The organism is Streptomyces sp. NPDC008163, assembly GCF_042956885.1.
In the GTDB taxonomy this organism is placed as follows: domain Bacteria; phylum Actinomycetota; class Actinomycetes; order Streptomycetales; family Streptomycetaceae; genus Streptomyces; species Streptomyces drozdowiczii_A.
Genome location: NZ_JBIBHG010000012.1, coordinates 177,181 through 201,751 on the forward strand (window position 1 = coordinate 177,181; position 24,571 = coordinate 201,751).

Below are 24,571 nucleotides of genomic sequence, written 5' to 3' on the forward strand. Positions count from 1 at the left end.
CGAAAAACTGCGCCGAAGTGCGCCGGATATGTTTTACTTGGCATGCGGCAGGCGAAGGAGGTGTGGCACGTGACGGGATCTCAGTGGCCGGACTGGACTGACAAGAAGATGGCGTCCAAGGTGCGGACGGCTCTGTGGCTCGCCACAGAGGTGGGCGAGGGAAACGTGTACACCAAGGCGCAGCTGCGGCAGGCATTTCCCGACGTCGCAGAGATCGACCGCCGGGTACGGGAGCTGCGGGAGCACGGCTGGGTCATCGCGACCAACCGTGATGACCCAGCTCTGAGCTCCCATGAGGCCCGGTTCGTGCGGGCCGGTGATCCGGTTTGGCAGCCAGGCGTCCGTTCCCGCAGTACGCGAGAGCGCCACGCCCTGGTTCCTCTCCGGTCGGCGTCGAACGACCAGGTCCGGGAGATGCGCGTCCTGCAAGAAGTTCGGCGGGCGCCGGATCCAGAGGCGGTCTGGGAACGCCTGAAGGACCTTTCACAGGCAGAGAAGTCACTCGTCCTGGCATGGATCGCCATGGGGCGCCGCCCCAGCTCTCCTGCCGAACTCGCGTGGCGTGCGTTTCGTGGTCTGTCCGAGCGGCAGCGCCGTGAAATGGCCGTCCAGCTCGGCGAATTGGTGAGCTCCGAGCTGTACGAGGAACTGCCGGCGGCTGAAGAGCGCGGCGACGACAGCTAGCTCAAAAGCTTCCGCCGGATCCCGTGTCACCTTCCACAGATCTCCGGGGTCCGGCGGATGGTTCAACCCATCTGAACGAGGAGAAGAACCATGTCCAGTATGCGTGTCCCCGTGGTCGGAAGCGAGCGACCGCCCGGGTTCGAGATGTTCGTCGCGGCCGTCGCCGTCGGTTACGCGGCGGGATATACCACCGGTATCGGCAACGAGGCCCAGCAGGTGCTGGGACTCGTGACGGTCACGGCGATGGGGTGGCTCTGGGAAAGGTGGCGGCGCTGACCGCCTTCGGCGACTGGTGATCCAGTCCATTTCTGATAGCTGGTCCCGAGTAACGTCGGGGCCAGCTATCGGAGTTCGAGCCCCGTATGCGCCCTGTTGAGTGTCAGTGGTCGTTCTTATGGTGGAGGAATGGCTAATGGGGTGTGGCACACCGGATATGGCATAGAGATCAATCTGTCCCTGCCCGACCTCGGTCACCCGGACCGTCCCGATCTGCTCCAGGAGATCACCGCCCGCGTCTCCGAGCGCGAGCCGCAGCTGCTCGAGTGCCTGGCGCACCACGACAAGCGGGAGTGCCAGTCGGAGGGCGGTAAATCGCCCTGGATGTTCATCCGCCGAGGTCGCGTGGGTGGCCGGCGACCGCTCGTCGCCTCGCACCTACCGATCACGCACAAGGCGACACCGGCGGAGAGCGCACAGCACAAGGCCACCAAGGAGCGGATCGTCGAGACCGCCGGACGTCACGGCCTGGATGCCGAGGCCGAGGTTCCCATCGGCAACCGGCGCAGCATTTCGGACGCCGTAGTCGTCGGACCCGGCGGCACGCGGATCGGCTGGGAGATTCAGTATCACCACCTCAGCCCCAGCAGCGTCCACCGGCGCTCGGTTAACGCCGTGGAGCACGGCATCACTCCCCTTTGGGTCGCGAAGGACCGGACAGCCTCCCTGATCGATCGCGCTCCGTGGGCGCGGGTCGACGACATGCCGTGGAGGGACATCGCCGACGGTAAGGAGATGGTGATCCGCGGTGGGTACCGGCACCTCGAAGTCTGGAAGTGCGTAGCGAGCAGCGAGCGCCACTGCCTCATCAGTGAGGGTGCCGGCCACTGTGGCGCGATTCACGCGGACTGGTTCGTGCCCGCGCTGTGCCTCCCGGAGAAGAAGCCGGTCTTCATCGAGGACTTAGTCCTGCAGAGCGCCACTGGTGAGAGCGTCCCGGTCTACGTACCCAGCCGGGGAAGCGGCCGTGCCGGTCGGCATATGTGGGTCTCGGCCGACGACTGCGCGCTGTGGCAGGAGCTCATCGGCGAGAAGTCGCCTCTCCCGGCGGCCCCGGCCGAAGAGGAGGACGACGTGATCACCTTCGCCGAGCAGGAGATCGACCGCGCCTGCCGAGCAGGGGAGGAGGGCTGGTTCGTCAGCGACGGCCGGCCCATCCGTGACCTCGACCAGCCGACAGGCGGCTTCACGCTTCCCCGCATGCCGGTCCAGCGCTTCCGCGACCCGATGCGGATCACCACCGTGGAACGCGCCGCCGCCTCCGCCGCGCTGGGATGCCCGCCGTGGGAGCTCGGGCTGTGCGCCGGCTGCGGCCAGCTGATGCGACGCTACGGGCTGAACGCCGCCATGTACTGCAACGTGTGCCGGTCCGCCCTCAACGGGCGATAGCCGGGAACTGCAACCAAAACTGCAACCACATACGTCGAAGGGCCCCACCGCGAGCGGTGGGGCCCTTCGACATCGTGCCCGGTGAGGCACTGGCGGAGGATACGAGATTCGAACTCGTGAGGGGTTGCCCCCAACACGCTTTCCAAGCGTGCGCCCTAGGCCACTAGGCGAATCCTCCGCCGCAAACAATACAAGACGTTGAGGAGTGCTCGCGAACCCGTTCCCCGGGGAGGGGCCGGGGCGGTGGCCGAGGTGGACTTGTGGGGGTGGGGATCGGCTAAGGTGGGCGTCAGCCCCTCACGTGGCGCTATCTGACTGAACTCCCCCAGGGCCGGAAGGCAGCAAGGGTAGGTTGGCTCTGGCGGGTGCGTGGGGGGCCCTTGCGTGTGCGGGTGGTGCGGGTCACGGTCGGGGCCGGTTGTCAGTGCGCCCCGATAACCTCGTAGGTGTGTCGTCCCTTGCGCTGTACCGCCGCTACCGCCCTGAGTCGTTCGCCGAGGTCATCGGTCAGGAGCATGTCACTGACCCGCTCCAGCAGGCCCTGCGGAACAACCGGGTCAATCACGCGTACCTGTTCAGCGGCCCGCGAGGCTGCGGCAAGACGACGAGTGCGCGCATCCTGGCCCGCTGTCTGAACTGCGAGCAGGGGCCCACGCCCACGCCCTGCGGGGAGTGCCAGTCCTGCCAGGACCTGGCGCGCAACGGGCCGGGGTCCATCGATGTGATCGAGATCGACGCCGCTTCGCACGGTGGCGTGGACGACGCCCGTGATCTGCGGGAGAAGGCGTTCTTCGGGCCCGCGTCGAGTCGTTACAAGATCTACATCATCGACGAGGCGCACATGGTGACCTCGGCGGGGTTCAACGCCCTGCTGAAGGTGGTCGAGGAGCCGCCGGAGCACCTCAAGTTCATCTTCGCGACCACGGAGCCCGAGAAGGTCATCGGGACCATTCGGTCGCGTACGCACCACTATCCGTTCCGCCTCGTGCCCCCCGGGACCCTGCGCGACTACCTCGCCGAGGTCTGCGGCCGGGAGAACAGCCACGTGGACGACGGCGTCCTGCCGCTCGTCGTGCGCGCCGGGGCCGGGTCCGTGCGTGACTCCATGTCCGTCATGGACCAGCTGCTCGCCGGTGCGGGCGACGAGGGTGTGACGTACGCCATGGCGACGGCGCTGCTCGGCTATACGGACGGCTCCCTGCTCGACTCGATCGTGGACGCCTTCGCGGCAGGCGACGGGGCCGCGGCCTTCGAGGTCGTGGACCGGGTCATCGAGGGGGGCAACGACCCGCGCCGGTTCGTCGCCGACCTGCTGGAGCGGCTGCGCGACCTGGTGATCCTGGCCGCCGTGCCGGACGCCGGGGAGAAGGGGCTGATCGACGCGCCCGCCGACGTCGTGGAGCGGATGCAGGCCCAGGCGTCCGTGTTCGGGGCCGCCGAGCTGAGCCGCGCCGCCGATCTGGTCAACGAGGGGCTTACGGAGATGCGCGGTGCCACCTCGCCTCGCCTCCAGGTCGAGCTCATCTGCGCCCGGGTCCTGCTGCCCGCCGCCTTCGACGACGAGCGCTCCATGCAGGCCCGGCTGGACCGGCTGGAGCGGGGCGCCTCCTTCGCCACCACCGGCCCCGGCCCCGCCATGGGTTACGTGCCCGGCCCCGAGGCCCTCGCCCACGCACCGGTCCCGCCCGCCCCCCAGCCGGACGCCGGTCCCGCCGCCGCCCGCGCCGCCGTCCGGGGCGACGCGCAGCCCCCCGCCGCTCCGGCCCCGGCCCCGGTCGCGCCCCAGACACCGCCCCCCGCCCCCGTACAGGCACCGCCGCCCGCGGAGCCGCCCGCCGCCGGGCAGCGGCCCGGTGCCTGGCCCGCCGCCGCGTCCGCCCCGGACCAAGGGCGCCGGCCCGGTGGCTGGCCCACCGCCGCCGCACCCGGCCGGACCCCCGCCCCGGCCGCGGCCCCGGCTCCGCAGAGCGCGCCCGCGGCCCCCGCCGGGCCCGCCGCGCCCGAGACCGCTCCGGGCATGGCGCAGGGCGCCGGCCAGGTGCGGAACATGTGGCCGGACATCCTGGAGGCGGTGAAGAACCGCCGACGTTTCACGTGGATCCTTCTCAGCCAGAACGCCCAGGTGACCGGGTTCGACGGCAGCACGCTGCAGATCGGCTTCCTCAACGCCGGCGCGCGGGACAACTTCACGAGCAGCGGCAGCGAGGACGTGCTGCGGCAGGCGCTGGCGGAGCAGTTCAACGCCCAGTGGAAGATCGAGGCGATCGTCGACCCGTCGGGCGGCGCCGGACAGCCCCCGCAGCCCCTGTCCGGCGGCGGCCAGCGCCCGTACAACCCGCCGCCCGCCGCGCCGCAGCGCCCCGCCACCCCGGCCCCGCAGTCGTACGAGCGACCCGCCGCCCCCGCGCCCGCCCCGGCACCGGCCCCCGCGCCCGCACCGCAGCAGCCGGGCCCCGGCTCCGGCTCCCCGGCCGGTCCGCCGCCCGCCTCCTACGCGGCCCCGGAGGCGCCCAAACCGGTCGCCCCCGAGGACGACATCCCGGAGGCGGACGACCCGGACCTGGTCGACTCCGCGCTCTCCGGGCACGAGCTGATCGTCCGCGAGCTGGGTGCCACGGTGGTCGAGGAGTTCAACAACGAGTAGGCGGGTCGCCGCCCCCGTCCACGACCACGAGTAGGCGGGTCGCCGCCCCTGTCCACGGACCGGCGGCCGTCAAGGGCGCCGCGCCCCGGCGGCTAGGCTGCACCCCGTGAAGGTCCTCGTCATCGGCGGCGGCGCCCGCGAACACGCCCTGTGCCGCTCTCTGTCCCTCGACCCCGACGTCACCGATCTGTACTGCGCCCCCGGCAACGCCGGCATCGCAGAGGTGGCCGAACTGCACCCGGTCGACGCCCTCAACGGCGTCGCCGTCGCGCGCCTTGCCGCCGAGCTGGGCGCCGGGCTGGTGGTTGTCGGCCCGGAGGCGCCGCTCGTCGCCGGTGTCGCCGACTCGGTGCGCGCCGCGGGCATCCCGTGCTTCGGCCCGTCCGGCGCCGCAGCCCAGCTGGAGGGCTCGAAGGCGTTCGCCAAGGACGTCATGGCCGGAGCGGGCGTGCCCACCGCCCGCAGTTACGTGTGCACCACGCCCGCCGAGATCGACAGCGCCCTCGACGCGTTCGGCGCCCCCTACGTGGTCAAGGACGACGGTCTGGCCGCGGGCAAGGGCGTCGTCGTGACCGAGGACGTCGAGGTGGCCCGTGCCCACGCGCTGGCCTGCGACCGGGTGGTCATCGAGGAGTTCCTCGACGGCCCCGAGGTGAGCCTCTTCGCGATCACCGACGGCACCACCGTGCTGCCGCTCCAGCCCGCCCAGGACTTCAAGCGCGCGCTCGACGGCGACGAGGGCCCGAACACCGGTGGCATGGGCGCGTACTCCCCCCTGCCGTGGGCCGACCCCAAGCTGGTCGACGAGGTCATGGAATCGGTGCTCCAGCCGACCGTGGACGAGCTGCGCAGGCGAGGTACGCCGTTCTCGGGGCTGCTGTACGCGGGCCTCGCGATCACCTCGCGCGGTGTGCGGGTCATCGAGTTCAACGCCCGGTTCGGCGACCCGGAGACCCAGGTCGTCCTGGCGCGCCTGCGGACGCCGCTGGCCGGTGTGCTGCTCGGCTCCGCCAACGGCACCCTGGACCAGCTGCCGCCCCTGGCGTGGCGCGACGAGGCCGCCGTCACCGTGGTCATCGCCTCGCACAACTACCCGGGCACCCCGCGCACGGGTGACCCGATCGAGGGGCTGGACGAGGTCGCGGCGCAGGACGCCCCGCACGCGTACGTGCTGCACGCCGGGACCAGGCGCGACGGCGACACGATCGTCAGCGCGGGCGGCCGCGTGCTGTCCGTGACGGCGACCGCCGATGACCTCGCGGGCGCCCGTGAGCGCGCGTACGCGGCGGCGGCGCGGATCCGGCTCGACGGTTCCCAGCTCCGTACGGACATCGCGAAGAAGGCCGCCGAGGACGCGGCGGCCGGCGGAGCCTGAGCCGGACGCGCGGCGGGCTCCGGCCCGTACCTCGCTGACCCCCCGCACCTCAACACCTTTGACCAAAGCCATTCCATCGAGTGACGGCTGAGCCATCCGGATGACGCCCGCCGCACCCCCAACTAGGGTGCGGCGCAAGCGTTCCGGCACTTGGCCCACCGGCATTGCGATGTCAGTGGCGGGTGCCACAGTGGGGGAGTGAGCAACACCGCCGTGGGGGCAGAGGGGGTGAGGTCCAGCCGTGTCCGGTACCGGTACGGGTGAGGAGCCTGGTGCGCGGGCAGCGCGGGCCCGGGCGCTCGCCCTGCTGCGCATCCGCGGCAGGGCGACGGCGGTCGCGCTGCTGCCCGCCGCGCTGGCGGTGGTGCTGTTCGCCGCAGGCGCGCGTGGGTTCGCGGACGGCGGCGGCTGGGACGCGGCGCGCTGGGCCGTGGCGGTCTGCGCGGTCCTGGTCCTGCTGATCGCGGGAGCCGTCGCTCTCGCGGTCGTACGGGCGAAGCCGGCGGTCAGTCCGACCGTCCCGCTGAGCGAGTCGGCGGCGCCCGACCTCTACCGCCTGGTCCGCGAGCTGGCGGACCGGCTCGACGTGCCGGCGCCCTCGGCCATAGCCCTCACGCCCGACTGCGACAGCTGGCTCGAAGACCGTTCCCATCCGGCGGCCGGCGGCCCTACCCGGCGGGTGGAGGCGGCCCCCGTGCTGGTCATCGGCTCACCGTTCCTGTGGTGGATGCGGGTCGCCGAGCTGCGCGCCCTGCTCGCCCCGGTCGTGGCGGGCACCAGCGCCTCCGCCCAGTCCGACATAGCCGCCGCCCGGCGCTTCGTCCGAGGTCTGGACGGGGCGGTCGCCGACGCCGCCGCGCCCGCCCGGGGGCCGGTGCGCCGGGCCCTGCGGCTGCCGCGCGTCTTCGTCGGGCGGATCGCCCGGATACTGCTGCGCAGCTGCCGCGGTCATGCCGCGGAGATGGAGCGGGGGGTCGCCGCCGCCGCGTCCTCGCGCGCCCGGGAAGTGGACTACGGGCTGCGGATCGTCGCGCAGGAGCAGGTGGGCCTCGCCTACGCCGGCTGGGACCGGCTGCTGACCCGGGTCGCCCTCCCCGCCTGGCGGATGGGCCGCTGGCCCGCGCAGCTGGGCGCGGGCGTCGTCGCCGCGCTCACCGAGCTCTCCCGCCGCGACCGGCTGGCCGAGGGATACGCCTCCCGGCTCGGCGAGCGGCCCGCCTGCGACCTCCTGGAGGAGCCGGGGGCGGCCGACGAGGCGGCGTCCCTGCTGGCGGCCCGGCTCTTCCACGGCGGGCCCGCCGAGACCGGCCCCCACTGGGCCCCGGTGGACTGGCAGCAGTATCCGGACGAGGTGGTCGACCGGAAGTGGCGCTCGGAGGCGGCCCGGCTGCACCGCGTCCTGGACGCCATGGGCGTTCCGCCCGCCACCGCCGTCGGCGGGGTGCCCACACTGGCCCGGGTGGTCGAGCACCTGGAGGCGGGCGAGACCGGGGGCGAGGAGCTGGCGGCCGGCATCCTCGCGGCCGTGGCCCGTGAGGAGGCCGAGGCGCAGGCGCGGGAGACGACGCCGGGCGGCCCGTCCGGCCCGGACGCGGGCGTGAGCGGCCCCGGTGCCCCGGTGAGCCTGGGCGACCGGAGCGCGGGCGCCCTCGGCGACGACCTCCTCACCCTCTGGGGCACCGACCCGCTCCCCCTCTTCCCGCTCCAGCCGCCCCGTACCGGCACCGAACTGCTCGCCGACCACGTCGCGGCCATGGTCTGCTGCGCCGCCGTGGACACGGCCGGCGCGGCGCCCGGCCTGGACTGGCTCGACGGACCCGCGCTGCTGGTCGACGGCGAGCGCCGCGCGGACCTCGGCAGCCCCGTCCTGAGCCTGATCGAGGACGGCGACGCCGGACCGCTGCGGTCCTGGCTCGCCTCGGTCGGCGTACGCACCGACAAGCCCGTCCGCCTCGCCTGAAACAGGCCCCCGCCGAGATGGGGCGCGGCGGACGGGATGGCCGAGAACAACCGCATAACCGGAGCGCCAGCTTCCGTTCACGTCAATTCACGACGAACGGTGACGGAGTGCGTGCGTTATGTGATGTGCTGGGGAACGGCGCTGACAGACGGCGCACCACTGTTGATCCGGGGGCCTGAGGGAGGGGGAGCGTAATGGGGGCGGAACAGATCCGTCGGTGGGAATCGGGTGCTCTGGCGCATGCCGTGACCGACCCTTTCGGCCAGGGGCCGCTGCCCTGGCTGCGTGGCAGCGAGAGCTACTTCGACGACACCGGTCAGGTCGTGCCCTGGTACGCGGACCCCACCCTGTCCGGCGGCGGCACGCGCACCGCCGACGACGTGCGCCGGCAGATCAAGGGCTTCACCTCCACGGGCGCCGCGGCTCCCGGTGAGGCGATCGACTTCCACATCACGGTGGATCCGCCGCAGCAGTTCTCCGTGGACGTCTACCGGATCGGCCACTACGGGGGCGACGGCGCCTCGAAGATCACCACGAGCCCCCGCCTCTCGGGCATCGTCCAGCCGGCGCCCCTCACCGCCGACCGTACGGTCTCCTGCCACCACTGGTGGCTGTCCTGGCGCATGCAGATCCCCAGCTACTGGTCGCTCGGGGCGTATGTCGCCGTGCTCACCACGCTCGACGGCCACCGCTCCCACATCCCGTTCACGATCCGCGACAACCACCCGGCGGACCTGCTCCTCGTCCTCCCGGACGTCACCTGGCAGGCGTACAACCTCTATCCGGAGGACGGCCGGACCGGCGCCAGCCTCTACCACGCCTGGGACGAGGAGGGCCGGCTGCTGGGGGAGGAGGACGCGGCGGTCACCGTCTCCTTCGACCGCCCCTACGCGGGCGCCGGCCTCCCGCTGCACGTCGGGCACGCGTACGACTTCATCCGCTGGGCCGAGCGCTACGGCTACGACCTCGCCTACGCCGACACCCGCGACCTGCACGCCGGCCGCGTCGACCCCACCCGCTACCGGGGCCTGGTCTTCCCGGGCCACGACGAGTACTGGTCGGTGCCGATGCGCCGGGCCGCCGAGCGCGCCCGCGAGCACGGCACCTCGCTGGTCTACCTCTCCGCCAACACCATGTACTGGCAGGTCAGCCTGGGGCCTTCGGCGTCCGGGGTGCCGGACCGGCTGCTCACCTGCCGCAAGCGCCGGGGGCCCGGCAAGCCGGCGCTCTGGCGCGAGATCGACCGCCCGGAGCAGCAGCTGCTCGGCATCCAGTACGCCGGCCGGGTCCCCGAGCCCCACCCCTTGGTCGTGCGGAACGCGGAGCACTGGCTGTGGGACGCGACGGGCGCCGGTGAGGGCGACGAGATCGAGGGACTGGTCGCGGGCGAGGCCGACCGCTACTTCCCGCGCACCACGCTGCCGGAGCACGACAACCGCATCCTGCTCGCCCACTCCCCGTACCAGGACAGCGAGGGCGTGATGCGGCACCAGGAGACCTCGCTGTACCGGGCCCCGTCCGGCGCGCTGGTCTTCGCCTCGGGCACCTTCGCCTGGTCCCCGGCCCTGGACCGCCCCGGCCATGTGGACCCCCGCATCCAGAAGGCCACCGCCAACCTCCTCGACCGGATCTGCAAGCGCGCCTGACCGGAGGGCGGCCACTCCGCGCTTCCCCGTCCACCCGGACGGCACCCCTCCGCAGCCGGGCGTTCCCGGATACGGGACAATCGGAACGGTTCTTGGAACAACGTACGCGGAGGCAGCGTGTCCGGATTCGTAGAAAAGCCCGAGCCGGTGCAGGTGCCGGGACTCACCCACCTGCACACCGGCAAGGTGCGGGACCTGTACCGGAACGAGGCCGGTGACCTCGTCATGGTCGCCAGCGACCGGATGTCCGCGTACGACTGGGTACTGCCGACCGAGATCCCGGACAAGGGCCGCGTCCTGACCCGCCTCTCGATGTGGTGGTTCGACCAGCTCGCCGACCTCGTGCCGAACCACGTCCTGTCGACCGAGGTGCCCGCCGGTGCCCCCGACGACTGGGAGGGCCGCACGATGATCTGCACGTCGCTGCGGATGGTCCCGGTCGAGTGCGTCGCCCGCGGCTACCTGACAGGCTCCGGCCTCGTCGAGTACAACGCCTCGCGCACCGTCTGCGGCATCGGGCTCCCCGACGGCCTGGTCGACGGCTCGGAGCTCCCGGGCGCGATCTTCACCCCCGCCACCAAGGCCGCCGTCGGTGACCACGACGAGAACGTGAGTTACGAGGAGGTGGCCCGCCAGGTCGGCACGGAGACCGCCGTCGAGCTGCGCCGGACCACCCTGGACGTCTATGGCCGGGCCCGTGACATCGCTCGCGAGCGCGGGATCATCCTCGCGGACACGAAGTTCGAGTTCGGTTACGCGCCCACCGCCGACGGCGGCGAGGAACTGATCATCGCCGACGAGGTCCTGACCCCGGACTCCTCCCGTTTCTGGCCGGCCGCCTCCTGGGAGCCGGGCCACGCCCAGCCCTCGTACGACAAGCAGTTCGTCCGCGACTGGCTGACCTCTCCGGCCTCCGGCTGGGACCGCACGAGCGAGCAGCCTCCGCCGCCGCTGCCCCAGGACATCGTGGACGCGACCCGCGCCAAGTACATCGAGGCGTACGAACTCCTCACCGGCACGCCCTGGCAGTAAGGCCACACGAAGAAGCCCCCGGCCGAAAGGCAGGGGGCTTCTTTTCTCTGAGCGGACGACCAGGTTCGAACTGGCGACCTCAACCTTGGCAAGGTTGCGCTCTACCAACTGAGCTACGTCCGCAAGCGCCGAAGCGCGAGACCTACTATACCCAACCCCGCTCGCGTGCGAGACGCACTGCCGCGTGACGGTTCTCCGCTCCGAGCTTAGAGGCCGCCGACGAGAGGTAGTTCCGTACGGTCCCCTGCGAGAGCGAGGCCCGCTCGGCGATCTCCGCGACCGGTGCCCCGTCGACCGCGAGCTCCAGCACCTCGGTCTCGCGCACGGTCAGCGGCGAGTCCCCGGCCGCGATGGCGTCGGCCGCCAACTCCGGGTCCACGTAACGGTTCCCGGCCTGCACGGTGCGGATGATGCCGGCCAGCTGGCGGGCGCTCACGGTCTTCGGCACGAAGCCCCGCACGCCCGCCGCGAGAGCCCGCTTGAGATGCCCGGGCCGCCCGTGGCTGGTCACGATCATGGTCCGGCAGTCCGGCAGTTCGGCCCGCAGCGATGTGGCCACGCTCACACCGTCGGCCCCGGGCATCTCCAGGTCGAGCACCGCGACATCCGGGCGGTGGGCCCGCGCCATGGCGAGCGCCTCCGGACCCGTCGCCGCCTCCGCGACCACCACCAGGTCCTCCTCCAGGGCGAGGAGGGCGGCGAGCGCGCCCCGGATCAGATGCTCGTCGTCGGCGAGCAGTACCCGTACCGCGGTCATCGTCATTCCTCCACGAGGCCGGATCCCGGCCTCGCCATCACACCCGGGACCACCGTGGCCACGGGACTCGGGGCCAGGGGCCCGCGGCGTGCCGCCGGGACCGCCGCCAGCGGGATCGTCGCCGTCAGCCGGAACAGCCCGCCCTTCGCCGGACCCGCCTCCAGCGAGCCGTCCAGCGCGGCGAGCCGTTCGCGGAGACCGGCCAGCCCGGAGCCCGGCCCGTCGGAGGCGGGCGGGGGTGCCGTCCCGGAGGGCGTCGCGCCGTCGTTCTCCACCTGGAGCGCCACGGCGTCGGCGGTGACCCCCACCCGGATCAGGCAGTGGCGCGGGTCGCCGTGGCGCAGCACGTTGGTGGCGGCCTCCCGGACGACCCAGCCGAGCGCCGACTGCACGGGCGCGGGCAACTGCTCGCCGCTGTCGCCGGTCACCGTGCACTCGATGCCGGCGGCGCTCAACACCCCCTGCGCACCGGCCAATTCCGTGCTCAGGTCGGCCTCGCGGTAGCCGCGCACCACATCGCGCACCTCTTGTTGCGAGGCGCGCGCTATCCGCTGCACCTCGACCATCTGGTCCACCGCCTCCGGCCTGCCGCGCTGGGCGAGCTCCACCGCCAGCTCGCTCTTGAGCGCGATCACCGCGAGATTGCGGCCCAGCACGTCATGCATGTCCCGCCCGAACCGCAGCCGCTCCTCCGCCACGGCGAGCCTGGCCTGTATGCCCCGGGTCTGCTCGGCCTGCCACATCACGCTCATGCTCCAGGCGCTGGGCCGGACCGAGATCAGGACCAGCACGCAGCTGAAGAGGCTGCAGGGCACCACTCCGGCCAGGACGCCGCCCCGGACGCCGGCCACCGCGAGGGCGCCGGTGATCAGTGCGGTGAGGCAGAGGGACTCGACCAGGAAGCGGCGGACCGGCACCAGGAGCACTCGCGTGATCACGAGGGCCACCGGCGCGTTCAACGTCATGAGCAGCAGCCCCGAGCCCTGGACTCCGTCCACCCCGGCCAGGGCCGCCAAGAGCCCGACGGCCACGGCCAGAAGCACCACGGGAGCCGGCAGGCGCCGCCCCGGGAAGGCGGAGAGGCCCAAGTAGTGCGCATACGACGCGTGCAGGTTGCGGTTGCTCAGCAGGCACTGCGCGAGGCTCACCACGAGCAGCGCCAGGCCGAGGGCCAGCGGAAGCGGTTCGTGGCGGATGTCCTGGTGGAAGGGTGCCCCCTGCCAGGCCAGGGCGAAGAGCCAGGGGATGCAGGAGATGGTGAACCGCGAGTACAGGTCGATCCGCTCCATCTTGCTGCGCTCCTGCCAGCTGCGGCGCCAGCCCCGTACGCGCATCACGGTCCAACCTCCCTGTTCAGCGGCGGGGATCCCAGCGGAACCACCGCTGAACAGCAAACACGGCCAGCGCCGTCCAGACCAGCCCGGTCAACACGGCGCCGAGCAGGTCGGTGCCCCCCGGGCCGCCGAACCAGCCGGCCCGGACCAGGGTCATCACACCGGTCAGCGGCAGGTACTCGCAGACCGCCGCGAGCCGGTCGGGGAATATGTCCAGCGGGATGAAGAGGCCCGAGCCCGTCATCGAGACGAGGAACAGCGGCAGCGTCGTCAGCTGGGCGGTCTGCACGGTGCGGGTGATCACGGAGGTGACCGCGGCGAGAGCCGCCAGCAGCACCACCCCCAACAGCACCCCCGCCACGAGAAGTTCGGGGCGCTCCGGTGCGCCGAGGCCGAAGAAGGCCGCACCGGCGACGACGATCACCGCGCTCTGTGCCAGGGCGAGGGCGCCTGCGGGAAGAGCGGTCCCGGCCAGGATCTCCCCGTCGGTGACCTCGCCGGTGCGCAGCCGCTTGAGGACCAGTTCCTCGCGCCGGGCGACGTAGGCGGCGACCAGGTTCATGTAGACGGCCTGGATGAGCACCGTCCCGACGCCGCCCATGAGCGCCGCTCCGGCGACGGTCAGCCCGGTCCCGTCGAGGTCGACCTTCTCGAACGCCGACTTCATCGCCATGATCATGGCCGCAGGCATGAGGAGGGCGACGAAGACCGCCGTCCTGTTCCGGACGAGCAGCGACAGCTCGGCCCTTCCGAGGGCCGTCAGCCGGCTGGGGGCGGTCGTGCGCGCCGGACCGGCGGCGGGGGTGGTCGCGGTGGTCATGGGACGGGCACCTCTTCGGTCTCGGCGGCGGACTGCGCGATGTCGAGGAACGCCTCTTCGAGGGAGGCGGAGCGGGCGTCGAGCCCGTGGAGCCGGACGCCCGAACCGGCGGCCCAGCGGAGCAGTTCGGTCAGGGAGTCCTGGAGGCCGTGCGTCCGTATCTCGACCCGAGGGCCCTCGGCGGCGGCGCGGAGCTCCAGCGGCAGCCGTGCCGCCGGAACGCCCTCGGGCAGTTCGAAGCGGATGCGGGCGGGGCGGGCGGCCGTCACCTCGGCCGTGGTGCCCGCGGTCACGATCCGGCCCCGGTGCATGATCGCCAGCCGGTCCGCGAGGGCTTCGGCCTCCTCCAGGTAGTGCGTGGTGAGCAGCACGGTGGTGCCGCTCTCCTGGAGCCGGCGCACCAGGGCCCAGGTGTCGCGGCGGCCCTCGGCGTCGAGACCGGTGGTCGGCTCGTCCAGGAAGAGCACCTCGGGCCGGCCGAGCAGCGCCAGCGCCAGGTCGAGCCGTCGCCGCTCACCGCCCGAGAGCTGCTTGACCCGGACGCGGGCTCGGTGGCCGAGTCCGACCAGCTCCAAGGCCTCGCCGGTGGGCCGGGCGCTGCTGGTGCAGCCCGCCCACATCCGTACCGTCTCGGTGACCGACAACTCGGACGGGAAGCCGCCCTCCTGGAGCATCACGCCTATGCGCGGGCGGACCCGCGAGCGCTCCTCGTAGGGGTCGTGGCCCAGCACGCGGACCGTGCCGCCGTCGGGCCGGGCCAGGCCCTCCAGGAGCTCCACGGTGGAGGTCTTGCCGGCGCCGTTCGTACCGAGGAGGGCGAAGAGCTCACCCCGCGCCACGGAGAAGGAGACGCGGGAGACGGCCTCGAAACCGCCGGCGTAGCTGCGCCGGACGTCTTCCGCCCGGATCACGTACTCACGGGACTTGTCGTCGCTGGTCATGTCTTCAGGTTTCCGTCCGCGCCGGGCCGGGGGCAGTGCGGACTGTCACCACCACCCATGACAAACGTCATGAGTGGCACGCCGGAAGCGGGGAAGACACTTGAAGACCCGAGACACGAAGAAGCCCCCGGCCGAAAGGCCGGGGGCTTCTTTCATCTGAGCGGACGACCAGGTTCGAACTGGCGACCTCAACCTTGGCAAGGTTGCGCTCTACCAACTGAGCTACGTCCGCATTGCAACCACTCGGCTTTCACCGGTGGAGCGAGCACTACTCTACCTGATCCACCGGAGTGGTCCTGCGAGTCATGCAGAGCGGGTGACAGGAATTGCACACTGCGCCTTCCCCCTGGAAGGGGGATGTTCTACTACTGAACTACACCCGCACGCTGCGTGGGGTTCGGCCTTTTCGGCCTCGCCCCTCGGCGTGTTCCAGACTCTATCCGACCTGCGGGGGTGTCGCGCAAGTCGGCTCCTCCGCGGACCCCCCGCCGGCGCCCCGCCGGACCTGTCGCCGGGTCAACTCGCTTCCTGGAACGCCTCGTACACGCTCTTCGGGATGCGGCCCCGGGCGGGCACGTCCATCCGGTGCGAGCGCGCCCAGGCGCGTACCGCCGCGGGGTCGGGCGCGAGCGAGGTGTGCCGGTACGGAACGGGGGTCTTGCCGTGCTTGCCGGTATTTGTCTGCTTGCGGCCGGCCGCCATGTACGGGGCCAGGGCGCTGCGCAGTTTCTTGGCGTTGGACGGATTCAGGTCGATCTCGTACGACTTCCCGTCCAGGGCGAAGGTGACCGTTTCCGCCGCCGTGCCCCCGTCGATGTCGTCGGAGAGTGTGACCACTACGCGCTGCGCCACGGATATCGGTCCTTTCCTACGGCATCGACGCGTCTGACATGCGCCGATGCCGGCCTTCCGGCTGTGAGCGCGGATGCGGGCCGACTGTTGTCGGTGCTCCGGGGCAATGCTGCATTCCCCGGTAATCATTTGTACAGCGAGTGGTGCCGCATTGTGAAGCCCGTCCAATTACTTCCGCGTGTCCGCCCGCTATGTGTGCCGTTCGCGAGCATTTGTTTCGCGGCTTTTCCGCCGTCCGGCGATCGGCCGATATCCGGACGTGATCTATCCCGTTTGATATCTACCCGCGTAGAATTTCCGGCCAGGTACGCTGAGTGGACCCGCGGGGGTCCGGGGTACCCCCTCCGGAGAAACAGCCGCACCACACCACCACACCGGGAGTGCCAGTGGCACGCGTCGTAGTCGACGTCATGCTCAAGCCCGAGATCCTCGACCCGCAGGGACAGGCGGTGCAGCGCGCACTGCCCCGTCTCGGCTTCGAGGGAATCGCGGACGTACGTCAGGGAAAGCGTTTCGAGCTGCAGGTCGAGGGGCCGGTCGATGACGCCGCCCTCGCCCGTATTCACGAGATGGCGGAGACGTTCCTCGCCAACACCGTGATCGAGGACTTCACCGTGAAGGTGGAGAACGCCGAGGAGTCGAAGTGACTGCTCGTATCGGAGTCGTCACCTTTCCGGGCACGCTCGATGACCAGGACGCCCTGCGGGCCGTTCGCGTCGCGGGCGCGGAGCCCGTATCGCTGTGGCACCGCGACAAGGACCTGCACCAGGTCGACGCGGTGATCCTGGCGGGCGGTTTCTCGTACGGCGACTATCTGCGCGCCGGAGCCATCTCCCGGTTCTCGCCGGTCATGGAGACGGTGATCGAGCAGGCGAAGTCGGGCATGCCGGTCCTCGGCATCTGCAACGGCTTCCAGATCCTGACCGAGGCGCACCTGCTGCCCGGCGCGATGCTGCGCAACAACCACCTGCACTTCATCTGCCGCGACCAGACCCTGCGCGTCGAGAACGCGGAGACCGCCTGGACCTCGGACTACTCCGCGGGCCAGGAGATCTCCGTACCGCTCAAGAACATGGACGGCCGCTACACCGCCGACGAGCACACGCTCGACGCGCTGGAGGCCGAGGGCCGCGTCGCCTTCCGCTACGTGGGCCACAACCCGAACGGTTCGCTGCGCGACATCGCCGGCATCACCAACGCCGCGGGCAACGTCGTCGGCCTGATGCCGCACCCGGAGCACGCCGTGGAGCCGCTGATCGGCACCGGTCGCACCGACGGTCTCGGTTTCTTCACCTCGATCATCAAGAAGCTGGTCAACGCATGAGCCTGGACACGGTCAAGCACGCGGCCGAAACCCCGGACACCGCGCAGCCCTGGAAGGAGCTCGGCCTCAAGGAGGACGAGTACGCGCGCATCCGCGAGATCCTGGGCCGCCGTCCCACCGGCGCCGAGCTCGCCATGTACTCCGTGATGTGGTCCGAGCACTGCTCGTACAAGAGCAGCAAGGTCCACCTCAAGCAGTTCGGCGAGAAGGTCCCCGCCAACGACGCCATGCTCGTCGGCATCGGTGAGAACGCCGGTGTGGTCGACGTCGGGCAGGGATACGCGGTCACCTTCAAGGTCGAGTCGCACAACCACCCCTCGTACATCGAGCCCTACCAGGGTGCGGCGACCGGCGTAGGCGGCATCGTCCGCGACATCCTCGCCATGGGCGCCCGCCCGGTCGCCGTCGTGGACCCGCTGCGCTTCGGCGCGGCCGACCACCCGGACACCAAGCGGGTCCTGCCGGGTGTGGTCGCGGGCATCGGCGGGTACGGCAACTGCCTCGGCCTGCCGAACATCGGCGGCGAGGTCGTTTTCGACGCCTGCTACCAGGGAAACCCGCTCGTCAACGCCGGCTGCATCGGTGTGATGAAGCACGAGGACATCCACCTCGCGCAGGCCTCCGGCCCCGGCAACAAGGTCATCCTGTACGGCGCCCGCACCGGCGGCGACGGCATCGGCGGCGTCTCCGTGCTGGCCTCGGAGACCTTCGAGTCGACCGGCCCGGCCAAGCGCCCGGCCGTCCAGGTCGGCGACCCGTTCCAGGAGAAGCTCCTCATCGAGTGCACCCTGGAGATCTTCAAGGAGAAGCTCGTCGCGGGCATCCAGGACCTCGGCGGCGCCGGGCTCTCCTGCGCCACGTCCGAGCTGGCCTCCGCGGGCTCCGGCGGCATGCGCGTCGAGCTGGACACCGTGCCGCTGCGCGACTCCTCCCTCTCGCCCGAGGAAATCCTCATGAGCGAGTCGCAGGAGCGCATGTGCGCGATCGTCGAGCCGCAGCACGTCGACCGCTTCCTGGAGATCTGCGAGAAGTGGGACGTCATCGCCACCGTCATCGGTGAGGTGACCGAGGGCTCGCAGCTGGAGATCTTCTGGCACGGCGAGCAGATCGTGGACGTGCCGCCGCGGTCCGTCGCCCACGAGGGCCCGACGTACCACCGGCCGTTCGCCCGCCCGTCCTGGCAGGACGCGCTCCAGGCCGACGACGCCGGCAAGCTGGCCCGTCCGGCGAACGGCGCGGAGCTGCGCGAGCAGGTCCTCAAGCTGGTCGCCTCGCCCAACCAGGCGTCGAAGTCCTGGATCACGGACCAGTACGACCGGTTCGTGCAGGGCAACACCGTGCTCGCGATGCCCGAGGACGCCGGCATGGTCCGCATCGACGAGGAGTCCAACCTCGGCGTGGCCATGGCGACCGACGGCAACGGCCGGTACGCCAAGCTCGACCCGTACACCGGTGCGCAGCTCGCCCTGGCGGAGTCGTACCGGAACGTCGCCGCGACCGGTGCCAAGCCGCTCGCCATCTCGGACTGCCTGAACTTCGGTTCGCCCGAGGACCCGGACGTCATGTGGCAGTTCGCCGAGGCCACCCGCGGTCTCGCGGACGGCTGCCTGGAGCTGGGCACTCCGGTCACCGGCGGCAACGTCTCGCTGTACAACCAGACCGGTGAGACGGCGATCCACCCGACGCCGGTCGTGGCCGTGCTCGGTGTGATCGACGACGTCACGCGGCGTACGCCGGTCGCCTTCAAGGAAGAGGGCCAGCTCCTCTACCTGCTGGGTGACACGCGCGAGGAGTTCGGCGGCTCGGCCTGGTCCGAGGTCGTCCACAACCACCTCGGCGGCATGCCGCCCAAGGTGGACCTGGGCCGCGAGAAGCTGCTCGCCGAGATCCTGATCTCGGCCTCCCGCGACGGCATGATCGACGCGGCGCACGACCTGTCGGACGGCGGTCTGATCCAGGCGGTCACCGAGTCCTGCCTGCGCGGCGGGAAGGGCGCCCGGCTGGTCGTGCCGGACGGCCTCGACGCGTTCACGCTGCTGTTCTCCGAGTCTGCGGGCCGCGCGGTCGTCTCGGTGCCGCGCAGCGAGGAGCTGCGGTTCAACGACATGTGCGGGGCGCGCGGTCTGCCCGTCACCCGCATCGGTGTCGTGGACGGCGAAGCGATCGAGATCCAGGGCGAGTTCAGCATCCCGCTGAGCGAGCTGCGCACGGCGCACGAGGAGACGATCCCGGCGCTGCTCGCGTAGTTCCCGGACGGCACACGCCGAAACCCCCGGCCGGTTCCGCCCGGTCGGGGGTTTTCGCGTGGTGCGTGCGGGGAAGCGCTGGGCCTCGGCCGGTGGTTCGGGCCTTGCCCGTACGGGGAAGAGTCAGGCCCTTGTACGGGTGCCGGGCAGCCGGGTCGCCAGGACCAGGGCGAGGACCATCGCGCCGGTGGCGCAGGCGAAGACCACGTCCGTCGAGGAGACGAAGGCGTCCAGGGCGTGGTCGCGGGCGGTCCCGGTGAGGCGGCCGATGCCGCTGGTCGTTCCGCCGGGGCCCTGGGCGGCGTAGACCCTGCTCAGTACGGCTCCGAAGAGGGAGGCGCCCAGGGCGGTGCCGAGGGTCTGGAAGAAGCGGACCCCGGTGGTGGCGACGCCCAGCTGGGCGGGCGGGGCGGTGTCCTGGACGAGCTCGATGAGCTGGCCGATGAGCTGGCCGAAGCCGATCCCCATGAGCAGCAGCGCGCCGCGCACGGTCCACAGGCCGGTGTCCGTGTCGAGCGTGGTCAGCAGGGCGAGGGCGGCCGAGGCGAAGACGGTGCCGCTGACGACGAAGGTCTTCTGCGACCAGCCGGCCGCGACCAGGCGCCCCGAGACGAGCCCGACGACGGTCATCCCGATCGCCATCGGGACCAGGAAGAGTCCGGCCGAGGTGGCGGCGACCCCGCGGACCACCTGGAGGTAGATCATCACGTAGACGATCGACCCCATCATCGCGACCCCGACCAGGCCCTGGATGGCGAAGCCGTACCGCATGAGCCGCAGGCGGAAGAGCGAGAGCGGCAGGATCGGTTCGGCGGCCGTGGCCTGGCGCCACAGGAACAGGCCGAGCGCGACGGCGGCGGCGACGGCGAGGCCGACGATCACCGGCGAGGTCCAGTCGTGGTCCTCGCCGCCCCACTCGGTGAGCAGGAGCAGCGCGGTGGAGAAGGCGGCGGCGAGACCGGCGCCGAGGAAGTCGATGCGGTGGCGCGTCGTGCGGACGGGGAGCTTCACCACGAAGACCGCGCCGATCAGGACGGTGATGCCGACGGGCAGGTTGACGTAGAAGATCCAGCGCCAGCCCGCGTGATCGGCCAGGGCCCCGCCCAGCCAGGGGCCGAGTGCCATGCCCGCGCCCGCGATGATCCCGCCGATGCTGCCCTTCCGGTCGCCTCCCTTGGCCTTGGAGCTCTTGCCCTCCTCGCCCCTGCCCTCCTTCGCGCCGTCGCCCGTCTTCGGGCCGGCCGTGCCGAGCTGGCGGAGGACGACCATGGTGACGCTCATCAGCCCGCCGCCGCCGATGCCCTGGAAGGCGCGTGCGGCGATCAGCTCGCCCATGGACTGGGCCATGCCGCACAGCGCGGACCCGGTGAGGAAGGCGGCGAGAGCCCCGATGAAGACCTTCTTCGAGCCGAGGGTGTCGCAGAGCTTCCCGTACAGGGGCAGTGCGGCGGTCGCGGCGAGCTGGTAGGCGGCGATCAGCCACGGGATCCGGTCGACGCCGTGGACCGGATCGAGGTCGCGGACGATCGGGACGGTCGCCGAGGACACGATGTTCGAGTCCAGCACGGCCAGCAGGATCGTGACGATGCAGAGCGCCACGGCGATCTTGACGCTCCGGCCGCCGGGCGGCTGTCCGGCCGAGGCCGTCCGCTGTGGTGCGGGCGCTGTGACTGTTCCGGGCATGACTGGATCCCCCCTCCTGGGCGGTGCCGAGGCGCACCGCTGTGGTGGCTCCCACTGTTCACCGCTTTTATGTACCGAGTCAAGTTTTCATCCGAGATTAATTTTCATCCTGGTACAGTGAGGTCATGACCGAGGGGATGGGCCTGCGCGAGCGCAAGAAGATGGAAACCCGGCGGCGGCTGCTGGAAACGGCCACCACGCTCTTCTCCGAGCGCGGGTTCGATCAGGTCTCCGTCGCGGAGATCGCCGACGCGGCCGATGTATCGAAGATGACCGTCTTCAACTACTTCGACAGCAAGGAAGACCTGGTCTTCGCGCCGTTGGAGGAGCATGTCGGCGACGCGGCCCGGATCGTGCGGGAGCGCGGGCCCGGTGAATCGGCGGTCGCGGCGCTGCGGAGGCAGTTCGTGGAGGCCGTCGAGCGCCACGATCCCTCGGTGGGGATGGGGGATCAACCGTTGGCCCTCGGCATCGTGCGGCTCATCCTGGAGACGCCCGCCCTGCTCACCCGCGCGCACTCCTACTTCGTGCGTACGCAGGACCAGCTCACCGAAGCCCTGATCGAGGAGGGCGAGGAGCCGGTCATCGCGCGCATCGTCGCTTCCCAGCTCCTCGGTACGCGAAACGCGCTGCTCACCGAGAACCGCAGGCGCCTGCTGGCCGGCGAACCGGCCGCCGCGGTCGTACCCGACGCCGTCGCCCTCGCCCACCGGGGCTTCGACCTGCTGGAGAAGGGCCTCGGCGACTACGCGACGCGCACCTGACCCGGAGCTCGGCGCGCGCGGGGCGGACACCGCTCCGCGCACGCGGGCCGCCGACGCCCCGCGCGCACGCGGCCGACGCTCTGTCAGTGGCGCGTCGTAGGCTCCCCGGCATGCCGCCCTCGCAGAAGCGCCCCCGTCGTTACGACCCGGTCAGGACCCGCACCGCGGTCCTCGCCCAGTTCGCCCACGTCCGGGACGCCGTGCGCACCCTGACCCCGCAGCAGCTCGCCGCGCCGAGCGGACTCGGTGACTGGACGGTGCGCGAGCTCGCCGCGCACCTCACCATGGCCCTCTCCCACGTCAACCAGACGCTGGAGCTTCCCGCACCGGCCCTCGCCAAACCCGAGGTGTCCCTCCTGGAGTGGCCGTTCACCACGGCGGCCCGCGCCCCCCGGATCGCGGACGACACCGCCGAGCGGGCCGCCGCCGCCCCCGACCTGGACGCGCTCTACGCGGAGGTCGCCGCCCGCTTCGAGGCCCTGGTGCCTGCCGCCTCCGAGGACCGCCTGCTGGCCACCCGGGTCGGGGCGATGCGCCTCGGCGACTTCCTGGTCACGCGCACCGTTGAGCTGGTCGTCCACACCTGGGACCTCAACGAGGCGACCGGCCTCTCCGTCCCGTACGACCGGCAGGCGCTCGCCGCGTGCAGCCGACTCCTGGCCGACGCGCTGGCCGAGCGGGCGCCCGGCGGCTCGGTCGAGGTCCGGGTGCCGCCGTTCGCGGTGGTGCAGTGCGTCCAGGGGCCGCGGCACACCCGGGGCACCCCGCCCAACGTCGTGGAGACCGACCCGCTCACCTGGATACGGCTCGCGACCGGGCGTACGGAGTGGGCACCGGAGGTCGAAGCGGCGAAGGTGGCCGCGAGCGGCGAGCGCGCGGATCTCTCCGGGCTGCTGCCGCTGATGGGCTGACCGTGCCCCGGACGTCCGGCGAGCGCCCCGAGATGCCGCATACCGGGCGCCCTCGGTGTGAGGCTCGCCACGAAACGACCGGTCGGGCTGCTCGCTCCCGACGCCCGCCCAACGGCTCACGCAGCGCCACGACGGCTCTCTCGGTGGGGGATTCCGGGTGGCCGGAACCAGTCGGTCGATGGCTGGTGATCCGGGCGTCGCCTGCCCTGCGGCGGTTGCCGCGCGTAGATCCGGGAAGGGCTGCGGTGACTGTGCGTAACTGATCCGACGGGTCCGGGAGCGTGCTTCCCGGGCACTTCACCGGTGGTGGGGCGGGGGATCCCCAATTCGGACCAGTGGTCGATCTCCCCTACACTCGATGGCGTGCCTCGTGGTGATGGACGACTCAACCACGACCTGCTCCCCGGAGAGAAAGGCCCCCAGGACGCTTGCGGCGTCTTCGGTGTCTGGGCTCCGGGCGAAGAGGTCGCCAAGCTCACCTATTTCGGACTGTATGCCCTGCAGCACCGTGGACAGGAGTCCGCGGGCATCGCAGTGAGCAACGGGTCCCAGATCCTGGTCTTCAAGGACATGGGACTGGTCTCGCAGGTCTTCGACGAAACCTCCCTGGGATCGCTCCAGGGCCATATCGCGGTCGGTCATGCCCGCTACTCCACCACCGGTGCCTCGGTGTGGGAGAACGCGCAGCCGACGTTCCGTGCGACCGCGCACGGCTCGATCGCCCTCGGTCACAACGGGAATCTGGTCAACACGGCCCAGCTCGCGGAGATGGTCGCCGACCTGCCGCGCAAGGACGGCCGCGCCACCCAGGTCGCCGCGACCAACGACACCGACCTGGTGACCGCGCTGCTCGCCGGCCAGACGGACGACGACGGCAAGCCGCTGACCATCGAGGAAGCCGCCGCCAAGGTGCTTCCCGAGGTCCGGGGCGCCTTCTCCTTGGTCTTCATGGACGAGCACACGCTCTACGCCGCCCGTGACCCGCAGGGCATCCGCCCGCTGGTCCTCGGCCGCCTGGAGCGTGGCTGGGTCGTCGCGTCGGAGTCCGCCGCCCTCGACATCTGCGGCGCCAGCTTCGTGCGCGAGATCGAGCCGGGCGAGATGGTCGCCATCGACGAGAACGGTCTGCGTACCTCGCGATTCGCGGAAGCGAAGCCCAAGGGCTGTGTCTTCGAGTACGTCTACCTGGCGCGCCCCGACACCGACATCGCGGGCCGCAACGTCTACCTCTCCCGTGTGGAGATGGGCCGGAAGCTGGCCGCGGAAGCGCCCGTCGAGGCGGATCTGGTCATAGCGACCCCGGAGTCCGGAACCCCGGCCGCCATCGGTTACGCCGAGGCCAGCGGGATTCCGTTCGGCGCCGGCCTGGTGAAGAACGCCTACGTCGGCCGGACCTTCATCCAGCCGTCCCAGACGATCCGCCAGCTGGGCATCCGCCTCAAGCTGAACCCGCTCAAGGAAGTCATCAAGGGCAAGCGCCTGGTGGTCGTCGACGACTCGATCGTCCGCGGCAACACCCAGCGCGCACTGGTCCGGATGCTCCGCGAGGCCGGTGCCGCCGAGATCCACATCCGGATCTCGTCCCCGCCGGTGAAGTGGCCGTGCTTCTTCGGCATCGACTTCGCGACCCGCGCCGAGCTGATCGCCAACGGCATGTCGGTCGAGGAGATCGGCACGTCGATGGGCGCCGACTCGCTCGCGTACATCTCGATCGACTCGATGATCGAGGCGACGACGATCGACAAGCCGAACCTGTGCCGCGCCTGCTTCGACGGCGAATACCCGATGGAGCTCCCGGACCCGGAGCTGCTCGGCAAGCAGCTGCTGGAGACCGAGCTGGCGGCGGGCCCCGCGGCGACCGCGGCGTCCGACGCGCTGCGGCGTCCGTGACCCGGACCGTCCGGCAGCCCTTCCCCCAGCCCCGTATCTCCAC

The 24,571-nt window shown here is 71.4% G+C and carries 20 protein-coding genes, 4 tRNA genes and 1 other RNA gene; 15 read left to right on the top strand and 10 right to left on the bottom strand.

Annotation, left to right across the window (positions count from 1 at the left end):
- Positions 1 to 42 precede the first annotated feature (42 nt).
- The 3 genes from ACFZAT_RS25835 (at position 43) to ACFZAT_RS25845 (ending at position 2,349) form a co-directional block, all read left to right on the top strand.
- Positions 43 to 684 carry a hypothetical protein gene (locus tag ACFZAT_RS25835; RefSeq protein WP_391267567.1) on the top strand — a complete coding sequence of 214 codons (642 nt, stop codon included), beginning with the start codon at positions 43 to 45 and terminating at the stop codon, positions 682 to 684.
- A 90-nt stretch (positions 685 to 774) separates the two neighbouring features.
- Complete coding sequence (locus ACFZAT_RS25840; protein ID WP_391267569.1) at positions 775 to 960, top strand: hypothetical protein; 186 nt, start codon at positions 775 to 777, stop codon at positions 958 to 960.
- A gap of 141 nt (positions 961 to 1,101) precedes the next feature.
- Complete coding sequence (locus tag ACFZAT_RS25845; RefSeq protein ID WP_391267571.1) at positions 1,102 to 2,349, top strand: hypothetical protein; 1,248 nt, start codon at positions 1,102 to 1,104, stop codon at positions 2,347 to 2,349.
- A gap of 90 nt (positions 2,350 to 2,439) precedes the next feature.
- Here ACFZAT_RS25845 and ACFZAT_RS25850 read toward each other — a convergent pair.
- A tRNA-Ser gene (locus tag ACFZAT_RS25850) sits at positions 2,440 to 2,527 on the bottom strand.
- 110 nt (positions 2,528 to 2,637) lie between these two features.
- On the opposite strand from ACFZAT_RS25850, the gene ffs reads away from it, so the two are divergent.
- The 6 genes from ffs (at position 2,638) to ACFZAT_RS25880 (ending at position 11,006) form a co-directional block, all read left to right on the top strand.
- Positions 2,638 to 2,734: signal recognition particle sRNA small type (gene ffs, locus ACFZAT_RS25855), an RNA gene on the top strand.
- Positions 2,735 to 2,797: 63 nt separating this feature from the next.
- Entirely contained in the window at positions 2,798 to 4,993 is a 2,196-nt protein-coding gene (locus ACFZAT_RS25860) for a DNA polymerase III subunit gamma and tau (RefSeq protein ID WP_391267573.1), read from the top strand.
- 106 nt (positions 4,994 to 5,099) lie between these two features.
- Entirely contained in the window at positions 5,100 to 6,368 is a 1,269-nt protein-coding gene (gene purD / locus ACFZAT_RS25865) for a phosphoribosylamine--glycine ligase (protein WP_391267575.1), read from the top strand.
- Positions 6,369 to 6,609: 241 nt separating this feature from the next.
- Positions 6,610 to 8,328 carry a hypothetical protein gene (locus tag ACFZAT_RS25870; RefSeq protein ID WP_391267577.1) on the top strand — a complete coding sequence of 573 codons (1,719 nt, stop codon included), beginning with the start codon at positions 6,610 to 6,612 and terminating at the stop codon, positions 8,326 to 8,328.
- Positions 8,329 to 8,522: 194 nt separating this feature from the next.
- Positions 8,523 to 9,974: a N,N-dimethylformamidase beta subunit family domain-containing protein gene (locus ACFZAT_RS25875; RefSeq protein WP_391267579.1), complete on the top strand. Its 1,452-nt coding sequence runs from the start codon at positions 8,523 to 8,525 to the stop codon at positions 9,972 to 9,974.
- Positions 9,975 to 10,091: 117 nt separating this feature from the next.
- A complete protein-coding gene (locus tag ACFZAT_RS25880; protein WP_391267581.1) occupies positions 10,092 to 11,006 on the top strand; it encodes a phosphoribosylaminoimidazolesuccinocarboxamide synthase in 915 nt (304 codons plus the stop codon).
- 50 nt (positions 11,007 to 11,056) lie between these two features.
- Here the strand turns inward: ACFZAT_RS25880 and ACFZAT_RS25885 are convergent.
- The 8 genes from ACFZAT_RS25885 to ACFZAT_RS25920 all read right to left on the bottom strand — a co-directional run bounded on the left by ACFZAT_RS25885 (position 11,057) and on the right by ACFZAT_RS25920 (position 15,710).
- Positions 11,057 to 11,129 (bottom strand) — tRNA-Gly (locus ACFZAT_RS25885).
- A 22-nt stretch (positions 11,130 to 11,151) separates the two neighbouring features.
- Entirely contained in the window at positions 11,152 to 11,763 is a 612-nt protein-coding gene (locus ACFZAT_RS25890; RefSeq protein ID WP_391267584.1) for a response regulator, read from the bottom strand.
- A gap of 2 nt (positions 11,764 to 11,765) precedes the next feature.
- Positions 11,766 to 13,097, bottom strand: a complete 1,332-nt coding sequence (locus ACFZAT_RS25895; RefSeq protein ID WP_391267753.1) for a histidine kinase — start codon at positions 13,095 to 13,097, stop codon at positions 11,766 to 11,768.
- A gap of 19 nt (positions 13,098 to 13,116) precedes the next feature.
- The gene (locus ACFZAT_RS25900) at positions 13,117 to 13,917 is read right to left on the bottom strand and encodes an ABC transporter permease (protein ID WP_391267586.1); all 801 of its coding nucleotides are present in this window, start codon (positions 13,915 to 13,917) and stop codon (positions 13,117 to 13,119) included.
- Positions 13,914 to 14,858, bottom strand: a complete 945-nt coding sequence (locus tag ACFZAT_RS25905; RefSeq protein WP_391267588.1) for an ATP-binding cassette domain-containing protein — start codon at positions 14,856 to 14,858, stop codon at positions 13,914 to 13,916. Before ACFZAT_RS25905 ends, ACFZAT_RS25900 begins: the two co-directional genes overlap by 4 nt.
- A gap of 159 nt (positions 14,859 to 15,017) precedes the next feature.
- A tRNA-Gly gene (locus tag ACFZAT_RS25910) sits at positions 15,018 to 15,090 on the bottom strand.
- A gap of 79 nt (positions 15,091 to 15,169) precedes the next feature.
- A tRNA-Gly gene (locus ACFZAT_RS25915) sits at positions 15,170 to 15,241 on the bottom strand.
- Positions 15,242 to 15,374: 133 nt separating this feature from the next.
- Positions 15,375 to 15,710 (bottom strand): histone-like nucleoid-structuring protein Lsr2, encoded by a 336-nt coding sequence (locus tag ACFZAT_RS25920; protein ID WP_391267589.1) that lies wholly within the window; start codon positions 15,708 to 15,710, stop codon positions 15,375 to 15,377.
- Between the two features lie 386 nt (positions 15,711 to 16,096).
- Here ACFZAT_RS25920 and purS point away from each other — a divergent pair, with 386 nt between their 5' ends.
- Genes purS through purL form a run of 3 tightly spaced genes read left to right on the top strand, consistent with a single transcriptional unit; the run spans position 16,097 to position 19,280 of the window.
- The gene (gene purS / locus ACFZAT_RS25925; protein ID WP_018101738.1) at positions 16,097 to 16,357 is read left to right on the top strand and encodes a phosphoribosylformylglycinamidine synthase subunit PurS; all 261 of its coding nucleotides are present in this window, start codon (positions 16,097 to 16,099) and stop codon (positions 16,355 to 16,357) included.
- Positions 16,354 to 17,034, top strand: a complete 681-nt coding sequence (gene purQ, locus ACFZAT_RS25930) for a phosphoribosylformylglycinamidine synthase subunit PurQ (protein WP_391267592.1) — start codon at positions 16,354 to 16,356, stop codon at positions 17,032 to 17,034. The genes purS and purQ overlap by 4 nt, the downstream gene beginning before the upstream one ends.
- Positions 17,031 to 19,280: a phosphoribosylformylglycinamidine synthase subunit PurL gene (gene purL, locus ACFZAT_RS25935; RefSeq protein ID WP_391267593.1), complete on the top strand. Its 2,250-nt coding sequence runs from the start codon at positions 17,031 to 17,033 to the stop codon at positions 19,278 to 19,280. Before purQ ends, purL begins: the two co-directional genes overlap by 4 nt.
- Positions 19,281 to 19,403: 123 nt before the next feature.
- Here purL and ACFZAT_RS25940 read toward each other — a convergent pair whose 3' ends face one another.
- Positions 19,404 to 20,963 carry an MFS transporter gene (locus ACFZAT_RS25940; protein WP_391267594.1) on the bottom strand — a complete coding sequence of 520 codons (1,560 nt, stop codon included), beginning with the start codon at positions 20,961 to 20,963 and terminating at the stop codon, positions 19,404 to 19,406.
- Between the two features lie 125 nt (positions 20,964 to 21,088).
- Between ACFZAT_RS25940 and ACFZAT_RS25945 the strand changes: the two genes are divergently transcribed.
- The 3 genes from ACFZAT_RS25945 (at position 21,089) to purF (ending at position 24,528) form a co-directional block, all read left to right on the top strand.
- Entirely contained in the window at positions 21,089 to 21,727 is a 639-nt protein-coding gene (locus ACFZAT_RS25945; protein WP_391267595.1) for a TetR family transcriptional regulator, read from the top strand.
- Between the two features lie 110 nt (positions 21,728 to 21,837).
- Entirely contained in the window at positions 21,838 to 22,638 is an 801-nt protein-coding gene (locus tag ACFZAT_RS25950) for a sterol carrier family protein (RefSeq protein WP_391267597.1), read from the top strand.
- A gap of 363 nt (positions 22,639 to 23,001) precedes the next feature.
- Positions 23,002 to 24,528 carry an amidophosphoribosyltransferase gene (gene purF, locus ACFZAT_RS25955; RefSeq protein ID WP_073966781.1) on the top strand — a complete coding sequence of 509 codons (1,527 nt, stop codon included), beginning with the start codon at positions 23,002 to 23,004 and terminating at the stop codon, positions 24,526 to 24,528.
- Positions 24,529 to 24,571 lie beyond the last annotated feature (43 nt).

What these genes read in the sequence shown, in the direction of transcription:
- ACFZAT_RS25835 (WP_391267567.1), top strand. Translation starts at nt 43, where the DNA reads ATGCGGCAGGCGAAGGAGGTGTGGCACGTGACGGGATCTCAGTGGCCG.
- ACFZAT_RS25840 (WP_391267569.1), top strand. Translation starts at nt 775, where the DNA reads ATGTCCAGTATGCGTGTCCCCGTGGTCGGAAGCGAGCGACCGCCCGGG.
- ACFZAT_RS25875 (WP_391267579.1), top strand. Translation starts at nt 8,523, where the DNA reads ATGGGGGCGGAACAGATCCGTCGGTGGGAATCGGGTGCTCTGGCGCAT.
- ACFZAT_RS25890 (WP_391267584.1), bottom strand. Translation starts at nt 11,763, where the DNA reads ATGACCGCGGTACGGGTACTGCTCGCCGACGACGAGCATCTGATCCGG.
- ACFZAT_RS25895 (WP_391267753.1), bottom strand. Translation starts at nt 13,097, where the DNA reads ATGCGCGTACGGGGCTGGCGCCGCAGCTGGCAGGAGCGCAGCAAGATG.
- ACFZAT_RS25900 (WP_391267586.1), bottom strand. Translation starts at nt 13,917, where the DNA reads ATGACCACCGCGACCACCCCCGCCGCCGGTCCGGCGCGCACGACCGCC.
- ACFZAT_RS25905 (WP_391267588.1), bottom strand. Translation starts at nt 14,858, where the DNA reads ATGACCAGCGACGACAAGTCCCGTGAGTACGTGATCCGGGCGGAAGAC.
- purL (WP_391267593.1), top strand. Translation starts at nt 17,031, where the DNA reads ATGAGCCTGGACACGGTCAAGCACGCGGCCGAAACCCCGGACACCGCG.
- ACFZAT_RS25940 (WP_391267594.1), bottom strand. Translation starts at nt 20,963, where the DNA reads ATGCCCGGAACAGTCACAGCGCCCGCACCACAGCGGACGGCCTCGGCC.
- ACFZAT_RS25945 (WP_391267595.1), top strand. Translation starts at nt 21,089, where the DNA reads ATGACCGAGGGGATGGGCCTGCGCGAGCGCAAGAAGATGGAAACCCGG.
- ACFZAT_RS25950 (WP_391267597.1), top strand. Translation starts at nt 21,838, where the DNA reads ATGCCGCCCTCGCAGAAGCGCCCCCGTCGTTACGACCCGGTCAGGACC.